The sequence below is a fragment of the Porphyromonas sp. C0026D3 genome, assembly GCF_056590775.1.
Genome location: NZ_JBWPWU010000004.1, coordinates 16,039 through 35,714 on the forward strand (window position 1 = coordinate 16,039; position 19,676 = coordinate 35,714).

Below are 19,676 nucleotides of genomic sequence, written 5' to 3' on the forward strand. Positions count from 1 at the left end.
ATGAGAAAGTGGGCTACTCCTCTGTATCGTGATCGGTGTCCACGAGATCGACCCTGCGCCTACGGCTCGCCTTGTAGAGGACCACCCCCAAAGCGACGACCACCACTGCCACTACACCTAGACCGATCTCATGCGAGTAGCGCGAGACATAGGCATTCAGCTCCTCCGGTGGCACCACTCCTGCCAAGTAGTAACCGATCAGTGCGAGGACTAGGTTCCAGAGGCCTGCGCCCAGTGTCGTGTAGGCCAAAAATGTGGAGATCGGCATCCGAGCAAGCCCACCGGGTATGGAGATCAACTGACGGATCCCAGGGATCAGCCGACCGGTAAAGGTAGCGACAGCGCCGTACTTCACAAAAAAACGCTCCGCCTTGGCCACCTTTTGGGGATCCAGCAATAGGAGGGCTCCCACACGCCCGGAAGCAATGCGGTAGACGATGGAGCGACCGAGCAAGACGGCCAGCCAATAGTTGATGAGTGCCCCGATGAGTGCCCCGAGAGTCCCAAAAAGGACGACAAGCCCCAAGTGCATATCGCCTCCGGAGGCGGCCATGTAGGCGGCGGGAGGGATGACAATCTCACTGGGAAATGGGATGAACGAACTCTCAATAATCATCAAGATGAATATCGTGAGGTAATTGAGGTTGTCGAGACACCATTCAATGAAGGGTAGACTTTCCAAGGCACTAGGGATCTATCGGTGAGACTATGGGAAACAAAAAGTACTACAAAAGGCAACCGGCCGGAGCAAAGACTCAGGACACATCCAACAAATGTGGAAGCGTGGCACTTCGGGTGCTCTCCTCCGGCAAGGCATGAGACACCTTTTGTGGGCAAAGTTACTATTTTTTTTTGCGATGGCTTTGGCCCTTGGGTAGCCGTGTTGCGCCTAGACGCTCGGAGGAGCAGTGGGCTCTGTCAGGTGGCTCCTCTCTCCTATGATACGACTGAGGCAATAGCGTGTCAAGCACACATTTCGCCATGCCACCGGTAGGTCAGTGTAGAGACTTCTAGGAGGCAGTCCGCTCAGGCGAGAGGTCAGTGCGATCAGCGATGGATAGTGGGTATCTTCGCCGGCCTCAGCAGTGAAGTGCAACATAGTGCAGACGGTCTTTTTGGCTTGTAGCAGTGGGATTCGCTCGGGGGCAAAGGTGCGCAGGCTCCCTAGCCATATTGCGAGGTCGTACTCAGCATTGTGAAAGACCAGGGTCGGCACCTCCCTCACTTTGGACCATAGGCGATTCATCACCTGCTCCTCCGGCTGTCCATACGCCTCTAGGTCGGAGGCATGGATATGGTGTACCGCTTGCGCTTGAGCCGGTCCCAGAGTCTCTTGTCGCACGAGTGCAATCATCCTATCCACCGGTGTCAGCTCCTTGTCGAGCAAAAGGCAGGCCACCTGTAGCACTCGGTCCTCCTTGCCGGGCATAGTCGAGAGTCCGGTGGCCTGGAAGTCAATGACCGCATACTCCGGCTCTCCGCCACCGATCACTCCTGTGGCAAAGATACACTCGGGATCAATAATCCTATTGGGGTCGAGTGGAGTCGGTAGTGTACTCTGCGACTGATTGGTGACAAAAAAGCTCCTCAGCCACCGGATCGAGAGGCCGATCAAGAGTAGGCTGAGGAGCGTTGCGAAAATGTAGGCAAAAAACACGATCGGTATCTAATGCGAAAAGAGTGATACCATGGGCCTCTCTGCCGACACCATTATAGTCAATTGCGAATAAGGATCAGTAGGCGCGTGCAAAAAGGACACGGCGTGCCGATGGCTTACCGGAGTAGATGCAGGTCCCGGGGGTGGTATCGCCCTCAAGTGGGATACAACGGATGGTTGCCTTGGTCTCCTCCTTGATCTTGGCCTCTGTCTCGGGTGTCCCGTCCCAGTGTGCCAAGATGAAGCCACCTTCATCCAGCTTTTCCTTGAACTCCTCGTACGTATCTACCACATAGGTGTGTGAGGCACGGTAGTCGGCCGCCTTTTGGTAGATATTGTTTTGGATCTCCTCCAGTAGGTCGCGTACATACTCCTCTATGCCCTCTATGGATCTGGTCTCTTTTTGTAGCGTGTCACGACGCATCACCTCTATCGTGCCATTCTCCAAGTCTCTGCCACCGAGGGCCAACCGCACCGGGATTCCCTTTAGCTCATACTCTGCAAATTTCCACCCGGGCTTTTTGTTGTCATTGTCGTCATACTTCACGCTGAGTCCGAGGTCTCGTAGTTTTTCGACGATGGGCCTTACTCTCTCACTGATCGTGTTGAGTTGCTCGTTATTGCGATATATCGGCACGATGACCACCTGGATGGGTGCCAAGTGTGGCGGAAGTACCAGTCCATTGTCATCCGAGTGGGTCATGATCAGTGCTCCCATCAGTCGTGTGGATACCCCCCAGGAGGTAGCCCATACGTACTTCTGGTCACCATCTTTGTCCGCAAACGTGACGTCAAAGGCCTTGGCAAAGTTTTGTCCCAAGAAGTGCGAAGTCCCACTCTGCAATGCCTTGCCATCCTGCATCAGTGCCTCTATGGTGTAGGTCTCGAGTGCGCCGGCAAATCGCTCGGTCTCGGTCTTCACGCCCTCTATCACCGGCATGGCCATGTACTTCTCGGCAAAGTTGGCATAGACATTGATCATACGCACTGTCTCCTCCATAGCCTCCTCCTCGGTGGCATGCGCAGTGTGTCCCTCCTGCCACAAAAACTCAGCTGTGCGCAAAAAAAGTCGTGTCCGCATCTCCCACCTCAGGACATTGGCCCATTGGTTGACAAGCAGAGGCAGGTCACGCCAGGATTGGATCCAGCCACGATAGGTATTCCAGATGATGGTCTCGGAGGTTGGGCGGATGATGAGCTCCTCATCGAGCTTGGCCGCCGGGTCCACGATCACACCATCGCCATCGGGGTTCGTCTTGAGTCGGTAGTGGGTCACTACAGCGCACTCCTTGGCAAAGCCCTCTACGTGCTCAGCCTCTTTGCTGAGAAAAGACTTAGGGATCAGGAGCGGGAAATAGGCATTTTGGTGCCCGGTGTCCTTGAACATCCGATCCAGAGTCTGCTGCATCTTTTCCCAGATGGCGTAGCCATAGGGCTTGATGACCATACAGCCTCGTACCGCCGCATTCTCGGCAAGGTCGGCCTTGATCACTAGATCGTTGTACCACTGTGAGTAGTTTTCACTTCGTGGAGTCAGTGCTTTTATTTCTTTTGCCATGATAGTTCAGTAATGTCTCAGTATTCTAATCGGCACAAATATACCATATCTTTATCATACAGTGCTAGCTAGTACAAGCTACTATATTAGTACTATAAAATTTGGAGGACATACCCCTTGTTCCACTTCTCAAAAACCTTATTAATAAAATCTTGAATATTATTTTCCATATTCACGTATGTTTTCTGCAACCATATTTATTACTCCATCAGCATAACAGCGACACAAACTAGATACGACCTTAATAAAAAGACCCTATTATAACTCGATTTCCGAGTTCAGTGCTTCCGTCATAAAGGCTTTTTGGGAGTCTGATTTGATTGGGATGCCCCATTGAGGGGGGGGGTATAGCTACCGATGAACCATCCATCCCAAGGGATAGATGACTTCTCCTGGAAGTTTAGAGCCTTGTGGTTAGCTTGCATCATAAACCACCTCTCGGACGACCCCTCCGGCACCCAATAGAACGTGAAGTCTCCACTGTTCATAGTTGTCGTTAGTTTCAAATAAGGGTGTTTGCTAATTCTTGATCCATCGCATGGGATAACCACCTTTTCCCCATCCATAGATGGATTTATAGTCACCGAAGCTCGTCCGATCTCCTCCCATTCAATAAGTTTGGAAGAATACTAATTGCATGCTTTTCAAGAATTGGCAGATCATACCACTCTCTTTCCCCGACCAGATTCACCAAAACCCTTTCTTGATACTCCCCTTCGGGAACTGTCGGGAAGACCACTGTTCCCTGTATAGCCCCTGCGCAGGTATCCCGGTAAGTGGGGGGGGGTGGGTATATCTCCACAACATTTCCCGATTGATTCGCCAGTGCGTATGCCACTCGATAAAGTATTTCGTTGTTTTTCACTCCTTTGAGTTGGCCAAATACATTGCGTAGATTAAGTATATAGTCTTAACTTCATAACCTTACTTTAATCTGACTTGAAAATTGAGTTTAAATGACAGAGTACCGTCTTCTTCTTTTATTATTGATGCGTATTCATGACGTGATGTACTAGAACGTTCCAGATATGCATTAGAGAAAAGATAGTCTTCAAAACGATTACGGTCGTAAAAGTGATAACAAAGAATTTCACCATCTTTCTTTACGACTAAATAACCACCATTCGCATCAAATTTTCCGCTCCAAGCAGTTGTGGGCATCATACCTAATGCTGCCGAAGTCAAAAGATGTTTGATTTTATATGCATAAAAAGGTGATGCCTGTTCTGTATCGTACCCCAAAGGGTTGGTTTCTGTAATCTGTTCTACCAATTCTTTCAATGTGGATACACCACTATTCAACTGTTCTAAAAGCAAATTGGCAATGATGGACGGCAGGTCTCCATCAAGCATAATGAGGTTATTACGAAATGTAGCATTATCCATTTTGTCAAATATCAATTTGCAACCTTTCTTTGTTATTGCTTTATATCTCTCTATAACCTTATTTCTTGTTGGATTCAAAGAATTGATTTTTGCAATATCTTCATCAGAAAGAGAAGTCCCCTCTATCTTAAAATTAAAGTTCGTGGCTTTACTTGCATTTAATAGTGTTGAATCCCCTCCGAGTTGGGATTTTATACTGAATCCCATTTCGGAGTTTATCTTGGTTCTACGGTCGTGCAAAATAATCCGTATGTCTGTTTTATCCGATGATTTTGCCTTCAAAGAATGGCAATAAATTCGATTCATGAAGGCTTCAATTTTCGGAACGGCAAATGCTCCATCGTTTTCATTGATAGCTTTCAATAAATTTTCGGCTTCCACTAAGAACACTGATGCCGGGATTCTCAATAACTCATCTCCTTCAGGGGTTTGAATAACAACATCTTTATCATGCAGTTTATAGTTGAAGCCTCCGTCTTTTTCTTGACGAAGAATCATTATGATAGGATAAAACAAATCTTGAATCTTATTCTGTTCCCATATCATAGCCAATAATCTAATCCAATATGCCATCATATTTGTCTTGTCTTGTATTTATTGTAATGTACTTCCAAAAAATCTGTCCGAGGCAAAAACCTGTCAGGTTTTATAATTTCCTGCCCGTTTAGTCCCTTTAAGTATGTATAAAATGCCTTATCCTCCGTGTTTTGCAATAACTTTTCAGATATTTCTATTTTCAAATCTGTCGTAATTGCCAATAAATACCTATCATACGCCTTATGGAAAAAAGCATTCATGCAAAGCCCATTCTTAGGATTGGTTCTGTGTGTTGCATCATCAGCCCAATTTATAATATGGCAAGCTTCTAATAATTCAGGAATTGTAATCCCTGATATACAGCAATGAAAGTTATATGAACTCATTACAGCAGCCCTGAAAAAAGATTGATTTACTCGTTGTTTAACTAGTACTTCTCTTTCTTTTCCACATGGTAGTTCATCTATTTGTATGTCTGCATATTGATCGATACTTTGACCTGTGATTTCTGAAAGCAATCTTTCACTTTCAAAGGCAAGACGGTCTGGATCTCCATAAAATTCATTCCAAACCTCCTCCTCCATTTTTGCACCATGAATCAATCCGCTTATCCCTTGTTTTCTTAAATCTGGATCTAATCGTCCAATATTACCAATTTTCATATTTAATGCACTTGGAGACCGACCAAGCAAGTTGGCGTATTTGATTATCATTGGGTGCATCTTGCTGCTATTTTTAAAAGGAATCTTGCAATAGATATTAAACGCTATTATTGTTTCGTTGCGAGTCCAATTTTTCATAGACTTTTGATTTTGTGGATTATATAAAATATCCTCAAACGGAACTTCACCATAATTCAACAGATAGGTTTTTTGCGCCTAGACATACCATTCGGAAGAACACACACTTGCCACCAAGGTTTTGCATTGCCATTCTAAATCCACCGATACCCGCAAATAAATCAATGAATGTAAATTGGGGCTTTTCTATCGGTAAGAACGGGACGGCAAACAAATCAGAGAACAATGAATACTGCACACAAACATCTGACACACATTGTGCGTCAGAATTCTTTTGATGAATGTTGTATATATCCTCTATCAGACCTTCTGCTTTTACCTCGTATGGCTTAGCGTATTTGTATCCTTGATTGTGCAGGTAGTGAGACACAATCGCCATTTGTTCTTCAAATGAAATTATACTTCCATCCTCATTTAGCGAATGAGGTCCGTACATTTGCATCGAAACTTTTCCTCCGCCACACATTTTTGTGATGGCTATTTTATCGTCAGTTATTGATTTTCTATTCATATAATTCAAAACCTCATTTAAACACACATCAGGATTCGCTGTTATTTCTGTCTCCCAAAATCGAAAGACTTTCCAACCTTGTTTGCGCAATTCTTCATTGACCTCCTTGTCGCGTTCTATATTTCGCTCGATTTTAGAGTGCCAAAACTCACAATTGCTTTTATGGTCATTCTTTCTAATATCCCAATTCTTACCATGCCAAAACTCACCGTCACAAAATATCGCAATTTTAGGCCCTCTAATGACAAAATCGGGTTTACCGAATACCGACTTATCATTTTTGCGATACCTTATTCCGGCGTTCCACAGGAATTTCCCAAACATTATTTCAAGTTTGGTTCCTTTGCCTTTGTTTGCAGCCATATTTTTATGGCGTTGTTCCTTTGTCAAATGGTCCATTGGTAATTTTTGACTTTGGGATAACGTACAACATATCCAATGTACGAAGATACTCATTTTAATTCGATTGGAAATGATTGTTGCCCAATATTTTGAGAATGCACACACAATTAGAGACTGTAAATCAAAAACTTACAGATAACCTTGAGTTTCACGGATAGAAGCGAAACTTTTCACAGATAGAAGCAAAAGTTTGCACGGATAGAAGCGATCACTTAGACGGATAGAATAAAAAGCAAAGTCCAACCAAAGGAGAAAAATAATGTCCTAAGTACCCGCCTCGCTCATGGTCCAAAAATGTGCCCCAAAACCTTATACGAAGTATGATTTTGCCCAAGGGGGGGGACAGGATGAAAAAAAGGGGGGGCGGATGAATTCCGCCCCCCTTTTCTAGGATAGTTACGTTGGTACGCTGTTATTCGTAGATAACCTCGTGCAGAATCTCTGCCGCTGTTGGGTGAGGGAAAATGTGCTTGCGGAGATCCTCCAGTGTCAGTCGCTCGGTGATGGCCATCCCAATCATGACGATCAATTCGGAAGCCGGATTACCAAGCATCTGTCCCCCGATGATGCGATCCTCACCGTCCACAATGACCTTGAATATCCCGGTCTCACCCTCGTTTTCGACGACGAATCGTCCGGAGAAGGTCATGGGCAACTTTAGGACACGGTATGCTGTGCCTCTCTCGATCATCTCGTCCTCTGTGACCCCCACGCTCGCTATCTCGGGGTGTGTATACACGACTCCCGGTATGGCATCGTAGCGCATCACATCGTCCTTGCGACCCAGGATGTGATGGACAGCCACCTCCCCCATACGGATCGCCGCATGGGCCAGCATGCTGCGACCGGTGACATCACCTGCCGCATAGACATGTGGGTGTGAGGTCTGCATGTACTCATCGGTCACGATGGCACCACGGTGGAGACTTAGCCCCAGCTCCTCCACTCCGAGGTCTTTGGTAATGGCTCGACGTCCGGCACTGAGCAAGATACGATCCGCCTCTATGCTCCGGGTCTCCCCATCGGCGGTCTCCACCGTAATTCCCTTGGGCGAAGCACTGACAACACGTGTATTGAGCAAAAAGGTGACACCCCTCCTCTCGTACTCGTGCATCAGCGCAGTCGAGATCTCCGTGTCCATTCGCCCCAATATCTTGGGCAACATCTCGACCACAGTCACCTTGACACCCAAGCTGGTGTAGATGCTCACAAACTCCATGCCGATCACCCCCCCACCGATCACGACGATGGACTCGGGGAGTTCTTTTGCCTCAAGGGCCTCTCGGCTCGTCCAGTAGCCGGATTCGGCAAGTCCTTCGATCGGCGGAATAGAGGTCTCGGACCCGGTACATAGTAGTACGTCACGAGCAGTGTAGATCTGTCCGTCGGCCTCGACCCGGATGCCCTCATCGCCGGAGCCGGCAAGCCTGGCTGTCGCCTCTATCACGTCCACTCCGGCAGTCTTGAGCTTCTGAGTCACGCCCAAGACCAGCTTCCGGACAATTTTATTCTTGCGCGAGACAATCTTGCCATAGTCGGCTCCGACCGATCCGTCGATCGTGATGCCGTACTTTTGGGAGCTGCGTATGGTGTCCAACATATTGGCGGAATATAGCAGGGTCTTGGTCGGGATACACCCCTCGTTGAGGCACACTCCGCCTAGCTTGTTTTTCTCAAAAAGGGCTGTCTTGAGCCCATTCTTTGCGGCAAGTGTGGCTGCGTTGTACCCCCCCGGGCCGCCTCCGATGATGATGAGATCGTAGTTCATGTGATGGTTTTTGTATGATAGTTTCTTTGACTTCGTTGGTTACTCCATGGTCACGACACAAATATATCAAAAAAGTCCCTCAGAAGAAACGAATACGCTCCGACAAATTCCGCACGCTCTCGACGGAGAGGTGTGGACAAGAGAGGACAATGTGCCGTGTGGATGAGAGGTCGCACCGGCTATTTTGATTAGATTTGCACTCTGTCTAGATTACACAATCACACAAAAAGCAACTCAAGATCAAATCATGACCCGACTCAATCCCGGCCAAATCAAGGGGCTACTACTCGCCGGAGCCCTGGGAGGTGTGGCCTATGCCCTTGCCCAACTCCCTCTCTTTAGCGACACACTCCGGCTCTCCCCACTCATACTCGGCATCCTTCTCGGCATGCTCATAGCCAACTCCGTGCACCACCGAATCCCGAAAGGATGGCATGCCGGACTCGCTCTGGCGAGCAAGCAGATTCTCAGGCTGGCAATCATTTTGTACGGCTTCAGGCTGACCCTTGCCGATGTCCTGTATGCCGGCTGGCAAGCCCTCGTCGTCGATCTCATCATGGTCGCCAGCGTACTGCTCCTAGGCCGGATGATCGGACGCTGGCTTGGCATGGATGACCGACTCTCACTACTCTGCGCCACCGGTAGTGCGATATGTGGTGCCGCAGCCGTGCTTGGGGCCGAACCAGTGCTACGGACACGTACCGACCAGACCGTGATAGCGGTAAGTACGGTGGTGATCTTTGGCACCCTCCTGATGTTTTTGTACCCAGTGATGTACCATAGCGGGTGGCTAGGGCTGTCCGACCATCAAATGGCAATCTATACGGGCGCCACACTGCACGAAGTGGCACACGTGGCCGGTGCAGGAGCCGGCATGGGAGCGGAGATAGCGGGGCTGGCAACCATCACCAAGATGATCCGTGTCATCCTACTAGCTCCGGTACTGCTCCTCCTTGCCCTGTGCCTCAAGCAAGATTCCACTGAGTCCACCCTACAAAAACAGCAGAGTACCAAGATCTCATTCCCTTGGTTCGCTATCTACTTTGTCGTCGCTATCCTAGTCAACACCGGTCTACTCTACCTGGCACATCAACAAGGCTGGCAGGACCTCTATCGCTCCATGACCTCCGGTCTAAAGGTGGGTGACGACTTTTTGCTCACGATGGCGATGACAGCTATTGGGATGGATGCTCAGGTGTCACGATTCAGACAAGCGGGTGTGCGTCCGTTCATTCTGGCACTGCTCCTCTGCATCTGGCTGGTGGTCATCGGCTATCTGACCGTCCGACTGATCGTCCCGGCCTAAGGCGGGAGGTACCCATCGGTGCAGGGGGCTGAGTACAAGCACCTTCTCGGACACACTCTCCAAAAAATCGACTACACACTCAGGATAAAAATGCCATCTTTTTGGTACCTTTGCAAGAAATAGTTGCGCTTCTACAAATTACACACTTTGAGAAAAGCGGACTTCACACAGTCAAAAAAAGGACAATACAGAACCAAGATACAACATCATGACAAAGGAGAATAAAGTAAGAGCGGCCATAACCGCTGTGGGTGGTTACGTCCCGGAGGACACCCTCACTAATGCAGATATCGCACAGATGGTCGACACCTCGGATGAGTGGATCACAACCCGCGTCGGCATCAAGGAGCGCCGAATACTCAAGGATCCCTCCAAGGGCTCATCCTACATGGGCGTCCAAGCAGTGGAGGATCTGCTGGCACGTCACCCCAATATCCACAAGGATGAGATCGACCTAGTCCTGGTCTCCAGCAACACTCCGGACTACCCCTTTCCGACCACCGCATCGATCATTGCGGATCAGGTGGGTATCCCAACCGGGGTTCCTTGCTTTGACTTTCAGGGCGCATGTACGGGATTTTTGTATGGTCTCCAGATTGCTCGAGGATTCATAGAGAGTGGACTATACAAGAAGGTCCTCCTCATCTCTGCCGAAAAGATGAGTACCATCACCAATCCCCGCGACCGTGCGACACTGCCTCTCTTTGGCGACGGATCGGCATGCGTGGTACTGGAGCCGACGATCGATGGCAACGGTATACAAGATGTCATTTTGCGCAACGACAACACCGGCAACGCCTCTCACCTGATCATGAAAGCCGGAGGCTCCGCTTGTCCTGCATCACACGAGACAGTGGACCAAGACCTACACTTTGTGTACCAGGAGGGGCAACAAGTCTTCAAGGCCGCTGTGACCCAGATGGGGGATGTCTCCGCAGAGATCATGGAGCGCAACGGCCTGAGCCACGAAGATATCGCCTGGGTAGTCCCACACCAAGCCAATATGAGGATCATCAGTGCCACTGCAAAGCGGATGAACCTCAGCCTAGACAAGGTCATGCTCAATATAGAGCGGTACGGCAACACCAGCTCCGCCTCTATCCCTCTCTGCCTGTGGGACTACGAGCGACAGATTCGGAAGGGAGACAACCTGATTCTGACAGCGTTCGGTGCCGGATTCACATTCGGAAGCATTTACCTCAAGTGGGCATACTGAGATGACAACGGCATTCAAGAGCGGATTTGTCAACATCGTAGGCAACCCCAACGTAGGGAAGTCCACCCTCATGAATAAGCTCGTCGGGGACAAGGTGAGCATCATCACCAATAAGTCTCAGACGACACGGCACCGCATCATCGGTATCGTAAACGAGGAGCACCTACAGATCGTGTACAGCGACACTCCCGGAGTATTGCGACCGGCCTACAAGATGCAGGAGCAGATGCTCTCCTTCTCCAAGAGTGCACTGGCTGACGCCGACATCCTACTCTACATGACGGACACGCAAGAAGAACCGGAGAAAAACAGCGACTTCCTCCTCGCTGTCCGCAACTCCAAAGTCCCGCTCCTCGTGCTGATCAACAAGGTAGACCTTGCCCCCAACCCCGAAGAGGTGGAGCGCTTGATCCACTACTGGGAAAAGACGCTCCCCAATGCCGTAGAGATACTACCCATAGCCGCATCGCACGGTGCCGGTCTCCCCTACATCCGCCAAAAAGTGGTGGAGCTACTGCCGGAAAACCCGCCCTACTTTGAGACAGATGCTTTCACGGATCGTCCGGCACGCTTTTTTGTCTCCGAGATCATCCGAGAAAAGATCTTTCTATACTATCAGCAAGAGATTCCCTACTCCACCGAGGTGGTCGTAGAGAGCTTCAAGGATAGTCCGGACCTCCTCCGGATCGAGGCTGTGATCTACACCGAGCGAGAGTCCCAAAAGGGGATACTGATTGGCCCCAAAGGTGTGGCTCTGAAAAAAGTAGGCACTGTGGCACGACGAGACCTGGAGCGTTTTTTTGAGAAAAAAGTCTTCCTCAAACTCTTTGTGAAGGTCGAGAAGGACTGGCGCAACAGAGACACGATTTTACAAAACTTTGGATACAAGCCGGATTAAACCGGCACCCAATCTATGTCAAAGAGCAGACTAGTGGCCATAGTAGGCCAACCCAACGTAGGGAAGTCGACCCTATTCAATCGACTCACCAAGACCCGCACAGCCATCGTGACCGAAGAGCCCGGGACCACACGAGACCGACAGTACGGCAAGTGTGAGTGGAACGGCACCTACTTCTCGGTCGTCGACACCGGCGGATGGATCGAACGCTCGGAGGATGCCTTTGAGCCGGAGATCAACAAACAGGTGGAGATCGCCATAGAGGAGGCAGACCTGATCCTCTTCCTCGTCGACATCCAAGCCGGCCTCACCCCGATGGACGATGCTGTGGCTCACCTGCTACGACGCTCCAAAAAACCGGTAATCCTAGTCGCCAACAAATCTGACAACTTTGCGATGGGCCTATATGCCGCAGAGTTTTACAGCCTCGGACTGGGAGAGCCATTTGCCATTTCATCCATCAACGGCAGTGGTACAGGAGAGCTCCTCGACAAGGTTGTCGAGAGCCTTCCCGGTGAGCTGCAGGAGGACATCCCCGAGCCGGACATTCCTAGGATCGCAGTCGTTGGCAGGCCAAACGCCGGCAAGTCCTCTCTGATCAATGCTTTCCTAGATGAGGATCGACACATTGTCACCGATGTCGCCGGCACGACCCGCGACTCAATCTACACGCAGTACAACAAGTTTGGTCACCGCTTCTCGCTGGTAGACACAGCCGGAATCCGTCGACGAGGCAAAGTGGACGAAAACCTAGAGTACTACTCCGTGCTACGAAGTATCAGAGCGATCGAAAACAGCGACATCTGTGTCCTTATGCTCGATGCCACCAAGGGTATCGAGGGGCAAGACCTCAATATCTTCTCCATCATCCAAAAGAACAAGAAAGGGCTGATCGTCTGCGTCAACAAGTGGGACCTCATCGAGGAAAAAACCAATGCGGTCATGGATCACTACATCTATGCGATCCGAGAACGCCTGGCACCCTTCACCGACTTCCCCATCATCTTCATTTCCGCCACCGAAAAACAGCGGATCATGAAAGTACTGGACTTTGCTCAAGCGATCTACGAAAAACGCAAGACTCGAATCCCCACAGCACAGCTCAACAGCGTCCTACTACCGATCATTGCACGCACACCACCTCCTGCGTGGAAAGGCAAGTACATCAAGATCAAGTACATCACCATGCAGCCCACAGCGGCAATCCCCACTTTCATCTTCTTTGCCAACCTACCCCAGTGGATCAAAGAGCCATACCGTAGGTTTTTGGAAAACCAGATCCGGGAGCAATGGGATCTGAGTGGGACACCTATCAACCTCGTATTTCGAGAAAAGTAACTTTCATGGAGCAACGAGACGTCAGAGCCAACACCAAGCAATCTTTCATCAAGACCGCACGCCGACTCTTCGCCGAGCAGGGATTCAAGGGTACCACCATGAACGCCATCGCCCAAAGCACAGGCAAGAGCAGGCGGACCTTGTACACCTACTTCAGGACCAAGCAAGACATCTACATGGAGGTCATCCGGATGGAGCTGCACAACCTATACAAAGAGCTAAAAGCCTTTGTGGCCCGTCCACTCTCTCCGATCCAAAAACTCATGCAGTACATCGCTCGTCGGCAAGTGGCTGTCAACGATGTCGTCAGGTGGAATGGCTCACTGGAGGCGGAGTTTTTCAACGACATTGCCGCCGTTGAGCGAGCACGTCTGCGCTTTGATCTCCTCGAGAGAGACCTCATCGAGCAGATCCTGAAAGAGGGGATAGAGTCCGGAGAATTCAAGCGACTGGACATCAAGCGGACCGCTCTACTCCTACATGCATGCATGAAAGGACTCGAAGTACCCTTCATACGAGGGCACTTGGGCAAAACCGACGAGGCGGTCGGCGAAACCTATCGGACCGTACGATCCATCATCAGCCATGGGCTGTGTAAGTGACAATAACTCAACAACACCAAACACCAGCGAACAAAGGAGACTATGAACACCAATAATACACTAAAAGGAAAAGTAGCCGTCGTCACCGGCGGAAGCCGAGGCATCGGTCGTGCCATCGTCCTAGAGCTTGCCCGTCGAGGTGCAGATGTCGCTTTCAGCGGCCGCAGCCTCAATGCCAACACCGAGTCCCTCGAAGCAGAAGTCAGCCAAATGGGGCAAAAAGCAAAAGCATACGCCGCCGATGCCGGAGACTATGAGGCGTCACAGACTTTTGTCCAAGATGTACTCCGGGACTTTGGGAAGATCGACATCCTGGTCAACAATGCCGGAATCACTCGGGACAACCTCCTCATACGGATGAGCGAAGAAGACTGGGACGAGGTTCTAAGAAGCAACCTCAAGTCCGTATACAACATCACCAAAGCCGCCATCCCCTCCATGATGAAAGCACGTACCGGATCGATCATCAACATCGCCTCTGTGGTCGGCAGGTATGGCAATAGCGGGCAATCCAACTACGCCGCATCCAAGGCCGGTATGATTGCTTTCACCAAGTCCATTGCCCAAGAGTTTGGCTCCCGTGGCATCCGTGCCAACGTCATTGCACCGGGCTTCATCCAGACCGACATGACCGCCGATCTCTCCGATGAGGTACTCAAGAGCTGGACTGCCGCCATTCCCCTCAAACGCGCCGGGACACCTCAGGATATTGCCTCGGTGGTGGCCTTTTTTGCCGGAGATGAGTCGGCCTATATCACCGGCCAAGTCCTCAACGTCTGTGGCGGGATGAAGATGTAAAGGAGAGACAGGGAGCAGCCATGCCTGAAGCTCTACCACCACTAGAGATACTCTACGAGGACAACCATCTCATCGCTGTCAACAAAGCACCGGGAGACATCGTCCAAGGCGACAAGACTGGGGATACCCCACTCTCCGAAAAAGTCAAGGAGTACCTCCGCATCAAGTACCAAAAGCCCGGCAACGTATTTGTAGGGGTGATCCATCGGTTGGATCGGCCCGTATCGGGGGTGGTCCTCTTTGCCAAGACCGGAAAAGCTCTCGCCCGAATGAACGCCCTCTTTGCCAAGAAGGACGAAGTCACCAAGCGCTACCGTGCCATAGTCGAGCAAGCCCCCACACCGCCACAAGGGCTACTCAGGCATTGGTTGCGCAAAAATGCCAAGCAAAACAAATCCTACCCCACAGCCTCAGGTGCCAAAGAGGCCAAAGAAGCCCTACTCGAGTACAAAACAGTAGGACATGGTGACCGCTACACCCTGCTCGAAGTAACCCTGCTGACCGGAAGGCACCACCAGATACGAGCACAGCTATCGGCCATAGGATCTGTCATCCGAGGTGACCTCAAGTACGGTGCACGGCGACCGTTGCCGGATGGATCCATTGCTTTGCATGCCTATCGCCTAACCTTCGTACACCCCGTCTCACACGAGGTCATCGACATCACTGCGCCATATCCTCAGTCCAATGGCGACCTTTTTCGTACTTTATCGGGCGAAATCTAACCCATAAATGACCTCACCTCACGTCCATACAACCATGAACGAAACACTGATCGCACTGCCTACATACAACAACTGTGGCACACTGGCAGACGTACTCGATCGCGTCCAAAAACAAGGACTGCCCATACTCGTCGTCAATGACGGCTCTACCGACCGCACTGCCGATATCCTCAAGGGATACCCCGACCTCCACGTCATCACACATGAGGTCAACCGAGGCAAAGGGGCCGCACTACGCACAGCATTCGACTGGGCATACGCCCAAGGCTACCGATACGTCCTCACCATTGACTCCGATGGCCAACACTACCCCGAGGACATTCCACTCTTCCTCCAAGCCATAGAGGAGACCCCGGACGCACTCCTCGTCGGGTCACGAAATATAGAGGCCGAAAACATGCCCACCCAAAACACCATTGCCAACAAGACCTCCAACTTTTGGTTCACCGTCTCCACCGGCGTACATCTACCCGACACCCAGACTGGCTACCGCCTCTACCCCATACGACGACTGCGCAACCTCCGGCTCATCAGTGGCAAATACGAGTTTGAGATGGAGATCCTGGTACGAGCCATCTGGCGCGACATACCGGTCCGCTCCATACCGGTCCGAGTCTACTACGCACCCGGAGAGGAGAGGGTCAGCCACTTTAGGCCCCTACGTGACCTGCTGCGCATAGTAGGGCTAAATGTAGCCTTGGTGCTCATTGCTGTTTTTTGGCAACACCCCGCCAAGTTGTTAAAGAGACTTCAAAAAAAATAACGTAGTGCAAGAAGTGACACTACCTCCCAACATGTAGCTATATTTGCCCCACATGGGGCCTTTTCCCCAAAAAGAGGGGGCTCCGTATAGCATCGCAAGCCAATGCTTGCAACACGTTGCACTATGATCCGACAATTACTTCACCACATACCACGGTGCTTTGCGTGGTCCCTATTCATACTTCTCGGGGAAGTGGCCACAGAGGTGGCCTCCGCACAGGAGATCGCCGGAGCCGACAGCCTCAGCCGTCAAGCCCACCATGGCTACCTAGTCCCGGTCACGACAGACGATGGAGAGAGCCTACCGACAATACGCTTACGCGAAGTGCTTCTCTATCGACCGATTGTCTTCCGGACCGAAAAGGAGCGGATCCGCTACACCCGCCTCGTCTACGATGTCAAGCGAGTACTTCCCTATGCCAAGATCGTCTCCGCCACGCTGAAAGAGACCTATGAGTACATAGAGACCTTGCCGACCGAAAAGGACAAAATCAAGCACCTCAAGCGCATGGAGCGCGATCTATTCAAGCAATACTCTCCTGAGCTCCGAAAGCTCACCCTCCGGCAAGGAAAGCTACTCATGAAGCTAATCATGAGAGAGACCAACAGCTCTAGCTACCAGCTCATCGAAGCCTTTTTGGGCGGTTTTACGGCCGGATTTTGGAACACCTTCGCCAGCATCTTCGGAGCCTCACTCAAGACCACTTGGGACCCAAATGGCGAGGACGCCCTCATCGAGCGCATCTGTGTCCAAGTGGAGTACGGACTTATCTGACCCCATTTTTCCCCCCCAAAAAAAGTCCTTGGTCACTTTTTTTTGCCCCCAAAAAGGGGATAAAAAAGGGGGCTCACAATCCACTCACTCCCAACCCATTATAAACACCCCGATTTTCTATCCATGAAACCATTCGGTTTCACGGATAGAAGCAAAACTTTTCACGGATAGAAGCGATCGCTTAGACGGATAGGGAAAAAAGAAGCGACACGAAGTGGATGAAATTCGCACGAAATACCACCCTCACTTTTTTGTCTCAAAATTGATACTGTTGCACCAAGGTGTCGTTCACGCCTATTTGCCCTGAGTTCGTCCATCATCCACGGAGGAGGTGTTGTTTTTTGGGGTAGGCTCATTATTTGGTACCTTTACGATCAACGAAACGCAAACCAATCCCACCAAATCAATGGACGACTTTTTCAGAAAACCCTTCACCCTCGATCGGATTGCCCGCATCCTGTTTTCCCTTGCCCTCGTGGTACTTTTTGCCTACGTCGTCGGTGGTATCCGTTCTGCGCTGATCCCCTTTGGGCTGGCATGGATCACGGCAGTGATGATGATGCCTGCGGTGCGTTTTTTCCAAAAGCGACTGAGGGTCAGGAGTAGGCTCATCTCGATCCTATTGGTCCTCCTACTGGCCGTGGGGATCCTTGTGGGGGTGGTCACACTGGTGATTCCCTCCATTGTCTCCGAAGGCAACAAAGCCTGGAACCTCTTCACGGACTACTTCACCCCCGATCTCCTGCTGAGTATAGTGCCCCGAGAGTACCGTCAAGAGGTCGTCGCGACACTCAACCTAGACTACCTCTTTTCGCAATTTGACATCCAAGAGATCATGGGGTACGTCCGTTCATTTTTTGAGCGTGGATGGCTGGTGCTTTCGAGCACACTGACGTTCATATCCGGTTTTGCCGTCCTAGGTCTCTTCTTTCTCTACCTCTTTTTCATCCTCAAGGACTATGAGCGGCTCAACCGTGGCATCGTCCGTCTCTTCCCCAAGTCGTTGAGGCCCTATGTCATCGAGCTGGGACAAAATGTGACCACGCATGTGACCAACTACTTCAAGGGACAAGGACTGATAGCACTCATCTGTGGGTGCGTCCTCGCTTTCGGCTTTTGGCTCATGGGCATGCCTATGGGTATCACCTGTGGGCTATTCATTGGTCTGCTCAACCTGGTACCCTACATGCAGCTCTTTGGGATACCACCCATCATCATCCTCTGCATGCTCCAGTCGGCCTCGACAGGCGAAAACGTATGGATCCTTCTCCTGATCGCCTTTGGGATCCTCGGACTGACCCAACTCCTCCAAGACACCTACCTCACGCCTACCATTTTGGGCAAAAAAATGGGCATGATACCGGCCGTACTGCTACTCTCGCTGACAGTATGGGGCTCGCTCATGGGATTTTTGGGGCTAATCTTTGCCCTACCACTCACCATGATCGTCTACACACTCTATATGAAGTACGTGATCAAAGAGCCCCTAAAAGCAGATGAGCCCCTGCATCGGCCCAATATCTCAGAGCTCCGTGAGCGACTCGGGCTCACCTCGTCCAAAGAGTCCAAAGAGACCCCCTCCAAATGATGGCCTACCACGAGAGAAAAGTACGCTATTCTTCGTAACTTTGTAGTCCAAGAAACAAGAGCATGGCACAAGTATTTTTCCCGACCTTACCCCCCGACACAGCACAGGCGATGCAGCGATTTGATGAGCTGTACCTCGAGTCGCTCCAGAGCGAGGTGCCGACCATCGCACTGGCACTGACTCACCTGCGTCGAGGCTTGGGCAAACGCCTCAGACCACTGATCGTCATCCTGACGGCAGAGTGCTATGGGGTCCAAAACGACCGGGTCATCCGTGCGGCTGTGTCACTGGAGCTGCTACATATGGCCTCCCTCATCCACGACGACGTGGTAGACGAGAGCATGACACGGCGTGGCGAAGCCTCCTTCAACGCCCTACTGGGCAACCACAAGGCGGTACTGCTCGGCGACTACATCCTGTCACATGCCTTCAACCTAGCCCTAGACCTAGACCTGCCCCTACTGGTACGCAAGATGGCCGAGCTTGGTGCCGACCTGAGCAAAGGGGAGCTACTACAGCTGGACATATCCCAGCTGGCAGACACCACTGAGGAGCAGTATCTGGAGGTAATCAAGCAAAAAACAGCCGCCCTCATGCAGGGCAGCATGATCACCGGCGCCGCTGTAGCAGAGGTGCAAGACGGTCGGACTCTCCATGCACTGGCCGAAGCCTCGATGCACCTAGGCATCGCCTTTCAGATCAAGGACGATATCTTTGACTACCTGCCTAGCCCCGAGCTCGGCAAGCCCTCCTCCAACGACCTAAAGGAGCACAAAGTCACCCTACCCCTGATCCATGCACTCGGGACACAAGGCACACAAGCAACCAAAGCCCAAAAACTGCTACGCAAACAACGCCTGAGCGAGCAAGAGATCGACTTTCTTGTTAACTTTGCAATAAAGAGTGGCGGAATAGACTACGCCGACAAGGTCATGCGCACCCATATCAAGGAGTGCAAGCACCTACTCAGCGAGACACTGCCACCATCACCAGCCAAGGAGACACTCCTCGGTATATGCGACTACATAGTAGATAGAGATAAGTAACCA

The 19,676-nt window shown here is 50.8% G+C and carries 19 protein-coding genes; 11 read left to right on the top strand and 8 right to left on the bottom strand.

The features are described from left to right. Positions 1–13 precede the first annotated feature (13 nt). The 8 genes from AC1EK1_RS04140 to lpdA all read right to left on the bottom strand — a co-directional run bounded on the left by AC1EK1_RS04140 (position 14) and on the right by lpdA (position 8,619). Positions 14–682, bottom strand: coding sequence for a DedA family protein (locus tag AC1EK1_RS04140; RefSeq protein WP_480306734.1), 669 nt, complete (start codon positions 680–682; stop codon positions 14–16). 207 nt (positions 683–889) lie between these two features. Next, a complete protein-coding gene (locus tag AC1EK1_RS04145) occupies positions 890–1,657 on the bottom strand; it encodes a 3'-5' exonuclease (protein ID WP_480306736.1) in 768 nt (255 codons plus the stop codon). 76 nt (positions 1,658–1,733) lie between these two features. Continuing rightward, positions 1,734–3,215, bottom strand: a complete 1,482-nt coding sequence (gene proS, locus AC1EK1_RS04150; protein ID WP_480306738.1) for a proline--tRNA ligase — start codon at positions 3,213–3,215, stop codon at positions 1,734–1,736. Positions 3,216–3,795: 580 nt separating this feature from the next. Continuing rightward, positions 3,796–4,080, bottom strand: coding sequence for a hypothetical protein (locus tag AC1EK1_RS04155; RefSeq protein ID WP_480306740.1), 285 nt, complete (start codon positions 4,078–4,080; stop codon positions 3,796–3,798). A gap of 59 nt (positions 4,081–4,139) precedes the next feature. Further along, the gene (locus tag AC1EK1_RS04160) at positions 4,140–5,177 is read right to left on the bottom strand and encodes an HpaII family restriction endonuclease (protein WP_480306742.1); all 1,038 of its coding nucleotides are present in this window, start codon (positions 5,175–5,177) and stop codon (positions 4,140–4,142) included. Continuing rightward, positions 5,174–5,998 carry an HNH endonuclease gene (locus tag AC1EK1_RS04165; RefSeq protein WP_480306744.1) on the bottom strand — a complete coding sequence of 275 codons (825 nt, stop codon included), beginning with the start codon at positions 5,996–5,998 and terminating at the stop codon, positions 5,174–5,176. Before AC1EK1_RS04165 ends, AC1EK1_RS04160 begins: the two co-directional genes overlap by 4 nt. Next, positions 5,985–6,905 (bottom strand): very short patch repair endonuclease, encoded by a 921-nt coding sequence (locus AC1EK1_RS04170; protein WP_480306745.1) that lies wholly within the window; start codon positions 6,903–6,905, stop codon positions 5,985–5,987. The genes AC1EK1_RS04165 and AC1EK1_RS04170 overlap by 14 nt, the downstream gene beginning before the upstream one ends. Positions 6,906–7,263: 358 nt before the next feature. Then, entirely contained in the window at positions 7,264–8,619 is a 1,356-nt protein-coding gene (gene lpdA, locus AC1EK1_RS04175; RefSeq protein WP_480306747.1) for a dihydrolipoyl dehydrogenase, read from the bottom strand. A gap of 247 nt (positions 8,620–8,866) precedes the next feature. Between lpdA and AC1EK1_RS04180 the strand changes: the two genes are divergently transcribed. The 11 genes from AC1EK1_RS04180 to AC1EK1_RS04230 all read left to right on the top strand — a co-directional run bounded on the left by AC1EK1_RS04180 (position 8,867) and on the right by AC1EK1_RS04230 (position 19,673). Then, on the top strand, positions 8,867–9,925 hold the full coding sequence (locus AC1EK1_RS04180; protein ID WP_480306748.1) for a YeiH family protein: 1,059 nt from the start codon (positions 8,867–8,869) through the stop codon (positions 9,923–9,925). A 208-nt stretch (positions 9,926–10,133) separates the two neighbouring features. After that, positions 10,134–11,141 (top strand): beta-ketoacyl-ACP synthase III, encoded by a 1,008-nt coding sequence (locus tag AC1EK1_RS04185; RefSeq protein WP_480306750.1) that lies wholly within the window; start codon positions 10,134–10,136, stop codon positions 11,139–11,141. Position 11,142: 1 nt separating this feature from the next. After that, positions 11,143–12,039, top strand: a complete 897-nt coding sequence (gene era / locus AC1EK1_RS04190; protein ID WP_480306752.1) for a GTPase Era — start codon at positions 11,143–11,145, stop codon at positions 12,037–12,039. Positions 12,040–12,054: 15 nt separating this feature from the next. Beyond that, positions 12,055–13,377, top strand: a complete 1,323-nt coding sequence (gene der, locus AC1EK1_RS04195; RefSeq protein ID WP_480306754.1) for a ribosome biogenesis GTPase Der — start codon at positions 12,055–12,057, stop codon at positions 13,375–13,377. Positions 13,378–13,382: 5 nt separating this feature from the next. Continuing rightward, entirely contained in the window at positions 13,383–13,979 is a 597-nt protein-coding gene (locus tag AC1EK1_RS04200; RefSeq protein WP_480306755.1) for a TetR/AcrR family transcriptional regulator, read from the top strand. 42 nt (positions 13,980–14,021) lie between these two features. Further along, positions 14,022–14,777, top strand: coding sequence for a 3-oxoacyl-[acyl-carrier-protein] reductase (fabG, locus tag AC1EK1_RS04205; protein ID WP_480306757.1), 756 nt, complete (start codon positions 14,022–14,024; stop codon positions 14,775–14,777). A gap of 20 nt (positions 14,778–14,797) precedes the next feature. Beyond that, a complete protein-coding gene (locus AC1EK1_RS04210) occupies positions 14,798–15,502 on the top strand; it encodes an RluA family pseudouridine synthase (RefSeq protein WP_480306758.1) in 705 nt (234 codons plus the stop codon). A 34-nt stretch (positions 15,503–15,536) separates the two neighbouring features. Beyond that, positions 15,537–16,265 carry a glycosyltransferase family 2 protein gene (locus AC1EK1_RS04215; RefSeq protein WP_480306760.1) on the top strand — a complete coding sequence of 243 codons (729 nt, stop codon included), beginning with the start codon at positions 15,537–15,539 and terminating at the stop codon, positions 16,263–16,265. A 123-nt stretch (positions 16,266–16,388) separates the two neighbouring features. Then, the gene (locus AC1EK1_RS04220; RefSeq protein ID WP_480306762.1) at positions 16,389–17,039 is read left to right on the top strand and encodes a DUF4294 domain-containing protein; all 651 of its coding nucleotides are present in this window, start codon (positions 16,389–16,391) and stop codon (positions 17,037–17,039) included. A gap of 406 nt (positions 17,040–17,445) precedes the next feature. After that, the gene (locus tag AC1EK1_RS04225; protein WP_480306764.1) at positions 17,446–18,627 is read left to right on the top strand and encodes an AI-2E family transporter; all 1,182 of its coding nucleotides are present in this window, start codon (positions 17,446–17,448) and stop codon (positions 18,625–18,627) included. A 62-nt stretch (positions 18,628–18,689) separates the two neighbouring features. Beyond that, positions 18,690–19,673, top strand: a complete 984-nt coding sequence (locus tag AC1EK1_RS04230; protein WP_480306766.1) for a polyprenyl synthetase family protein — start codon at positions 18,690–18,692, stop codon at positions 19,671–19,673. The last annotated feature ends 3 nt before the right edge of the window (positions 19,674–19,676 follow it).

What these genes read in the sequence shown, in the direction of transcription:
- AC1EK1_RS04220 (WP_480306762.1), top strand. Translation starts at nt 16,389, where the DNA reads ATGATCCGACAATTACTTCACCACATACCACGGTGCTTTGCGTGGTCC.
- lpdA (WP_480306747.1), bottom strand. Translation starts at nt 8,619, where the DNA reads ATGAACTACGATCTCATCATCATCGGAGGCGGCCCGGGGGGGTACAAC.
- AC1EK1_RS04170 (WP_480306745.1), bottom strand. Translation starts at nt 6,905, where the DNA reads ATGAGTATCTTCGTACATTGGATATGTTGTACGTTATCCCAAAGTCAA.
- AC1EK1_RS04225 (WP_480306764.1), top strand. Translation starts at nt 17,446, where the DNA reads ATGGACGACTTTTTCAGAAAACCCTTCACCCTCGATCGGATTGCCCGC.
- der (WP_480306754.1), top strand. Translation starts at nt 12,055, where the DNA reads ATGTCAAAGAGCAGACTAGTGGCCATAGTAGGCCAACCCAACGTAGGG.
- AC1EK1_RS04200 (WP_480306755.1), top strand. Translation starts at nt 13,383, where the DNA reads ATGGAGCAACGAGACGTCAGAGCCAACACCAAGCAATCTTTCATCAAG.
- fabG (WP_480306757.1), top strand. Translation starts at nt 14,022, where the DNA reads ATGAACACCAATAATACACTAAAAGGAAAAGTAGCCGTCGTCACCGGC.
- AC1EK1_RS04215 (WP_480306760.1), top strand. Translation starts at nt 15,537, where the DNA reads ATGAACGAAACACTGATCGCACTGCCTACATACAACAACTGTGGCACA.
- AC1EK1_RS04230 (WP_480306766.1), top strand. Translation starts at nt 18,690, where the DNA reads ATGGCACAAGTATTTTTCCCGACCTTACCCCCCGACACAGCACAGGCG.
- AC1EK1_RS04160 (WP_480306742.1), bottom strand. Translation starts at nt 5,177, where the DNA reads ATGATGGCATATTGGATTAGATTATTGGCTATGATATGGGAACAGAAT.
- era (WP_480306752.1), top strand. Translation starts at nt 11,143, where the DNA reads ATGACAACGGCATTCAAGAGCGGATTTGTCAACATCGTAGGCAACCCC.
- proS (WP_480306738.1), bottom strand. Translation starts at nt 3,215, where the DNA reads ATGGCAAAAGAAATAAAAGCACTGACTCCACGAAGTGAAAACTACTCA.
- AC1EK1_RS04210 (WP_480306758.1), top strand. Translation starts at nt 14,798, where the DNA reads ATGCCTGAAGCTCTACCACCACTAGAGATACTCTACGAGGACAACCAT.
- AC1EK1_RS04185 (WP_480306750.1), top strand. Translation starts at nt 10,134, where the DNA reads ATGACAAAGGAGAATAAAGTAAGAGCGGCCATAACCGCTGTGGGTGGT.
- AC1EK1_RS04180 (WP_480306748.1), top strand. Translation starts at nt 8,867, where the DNA reads ATGACCCGACTCAATCCCGGCCAAATCAAGGGGCTACTACTCGCCGGA.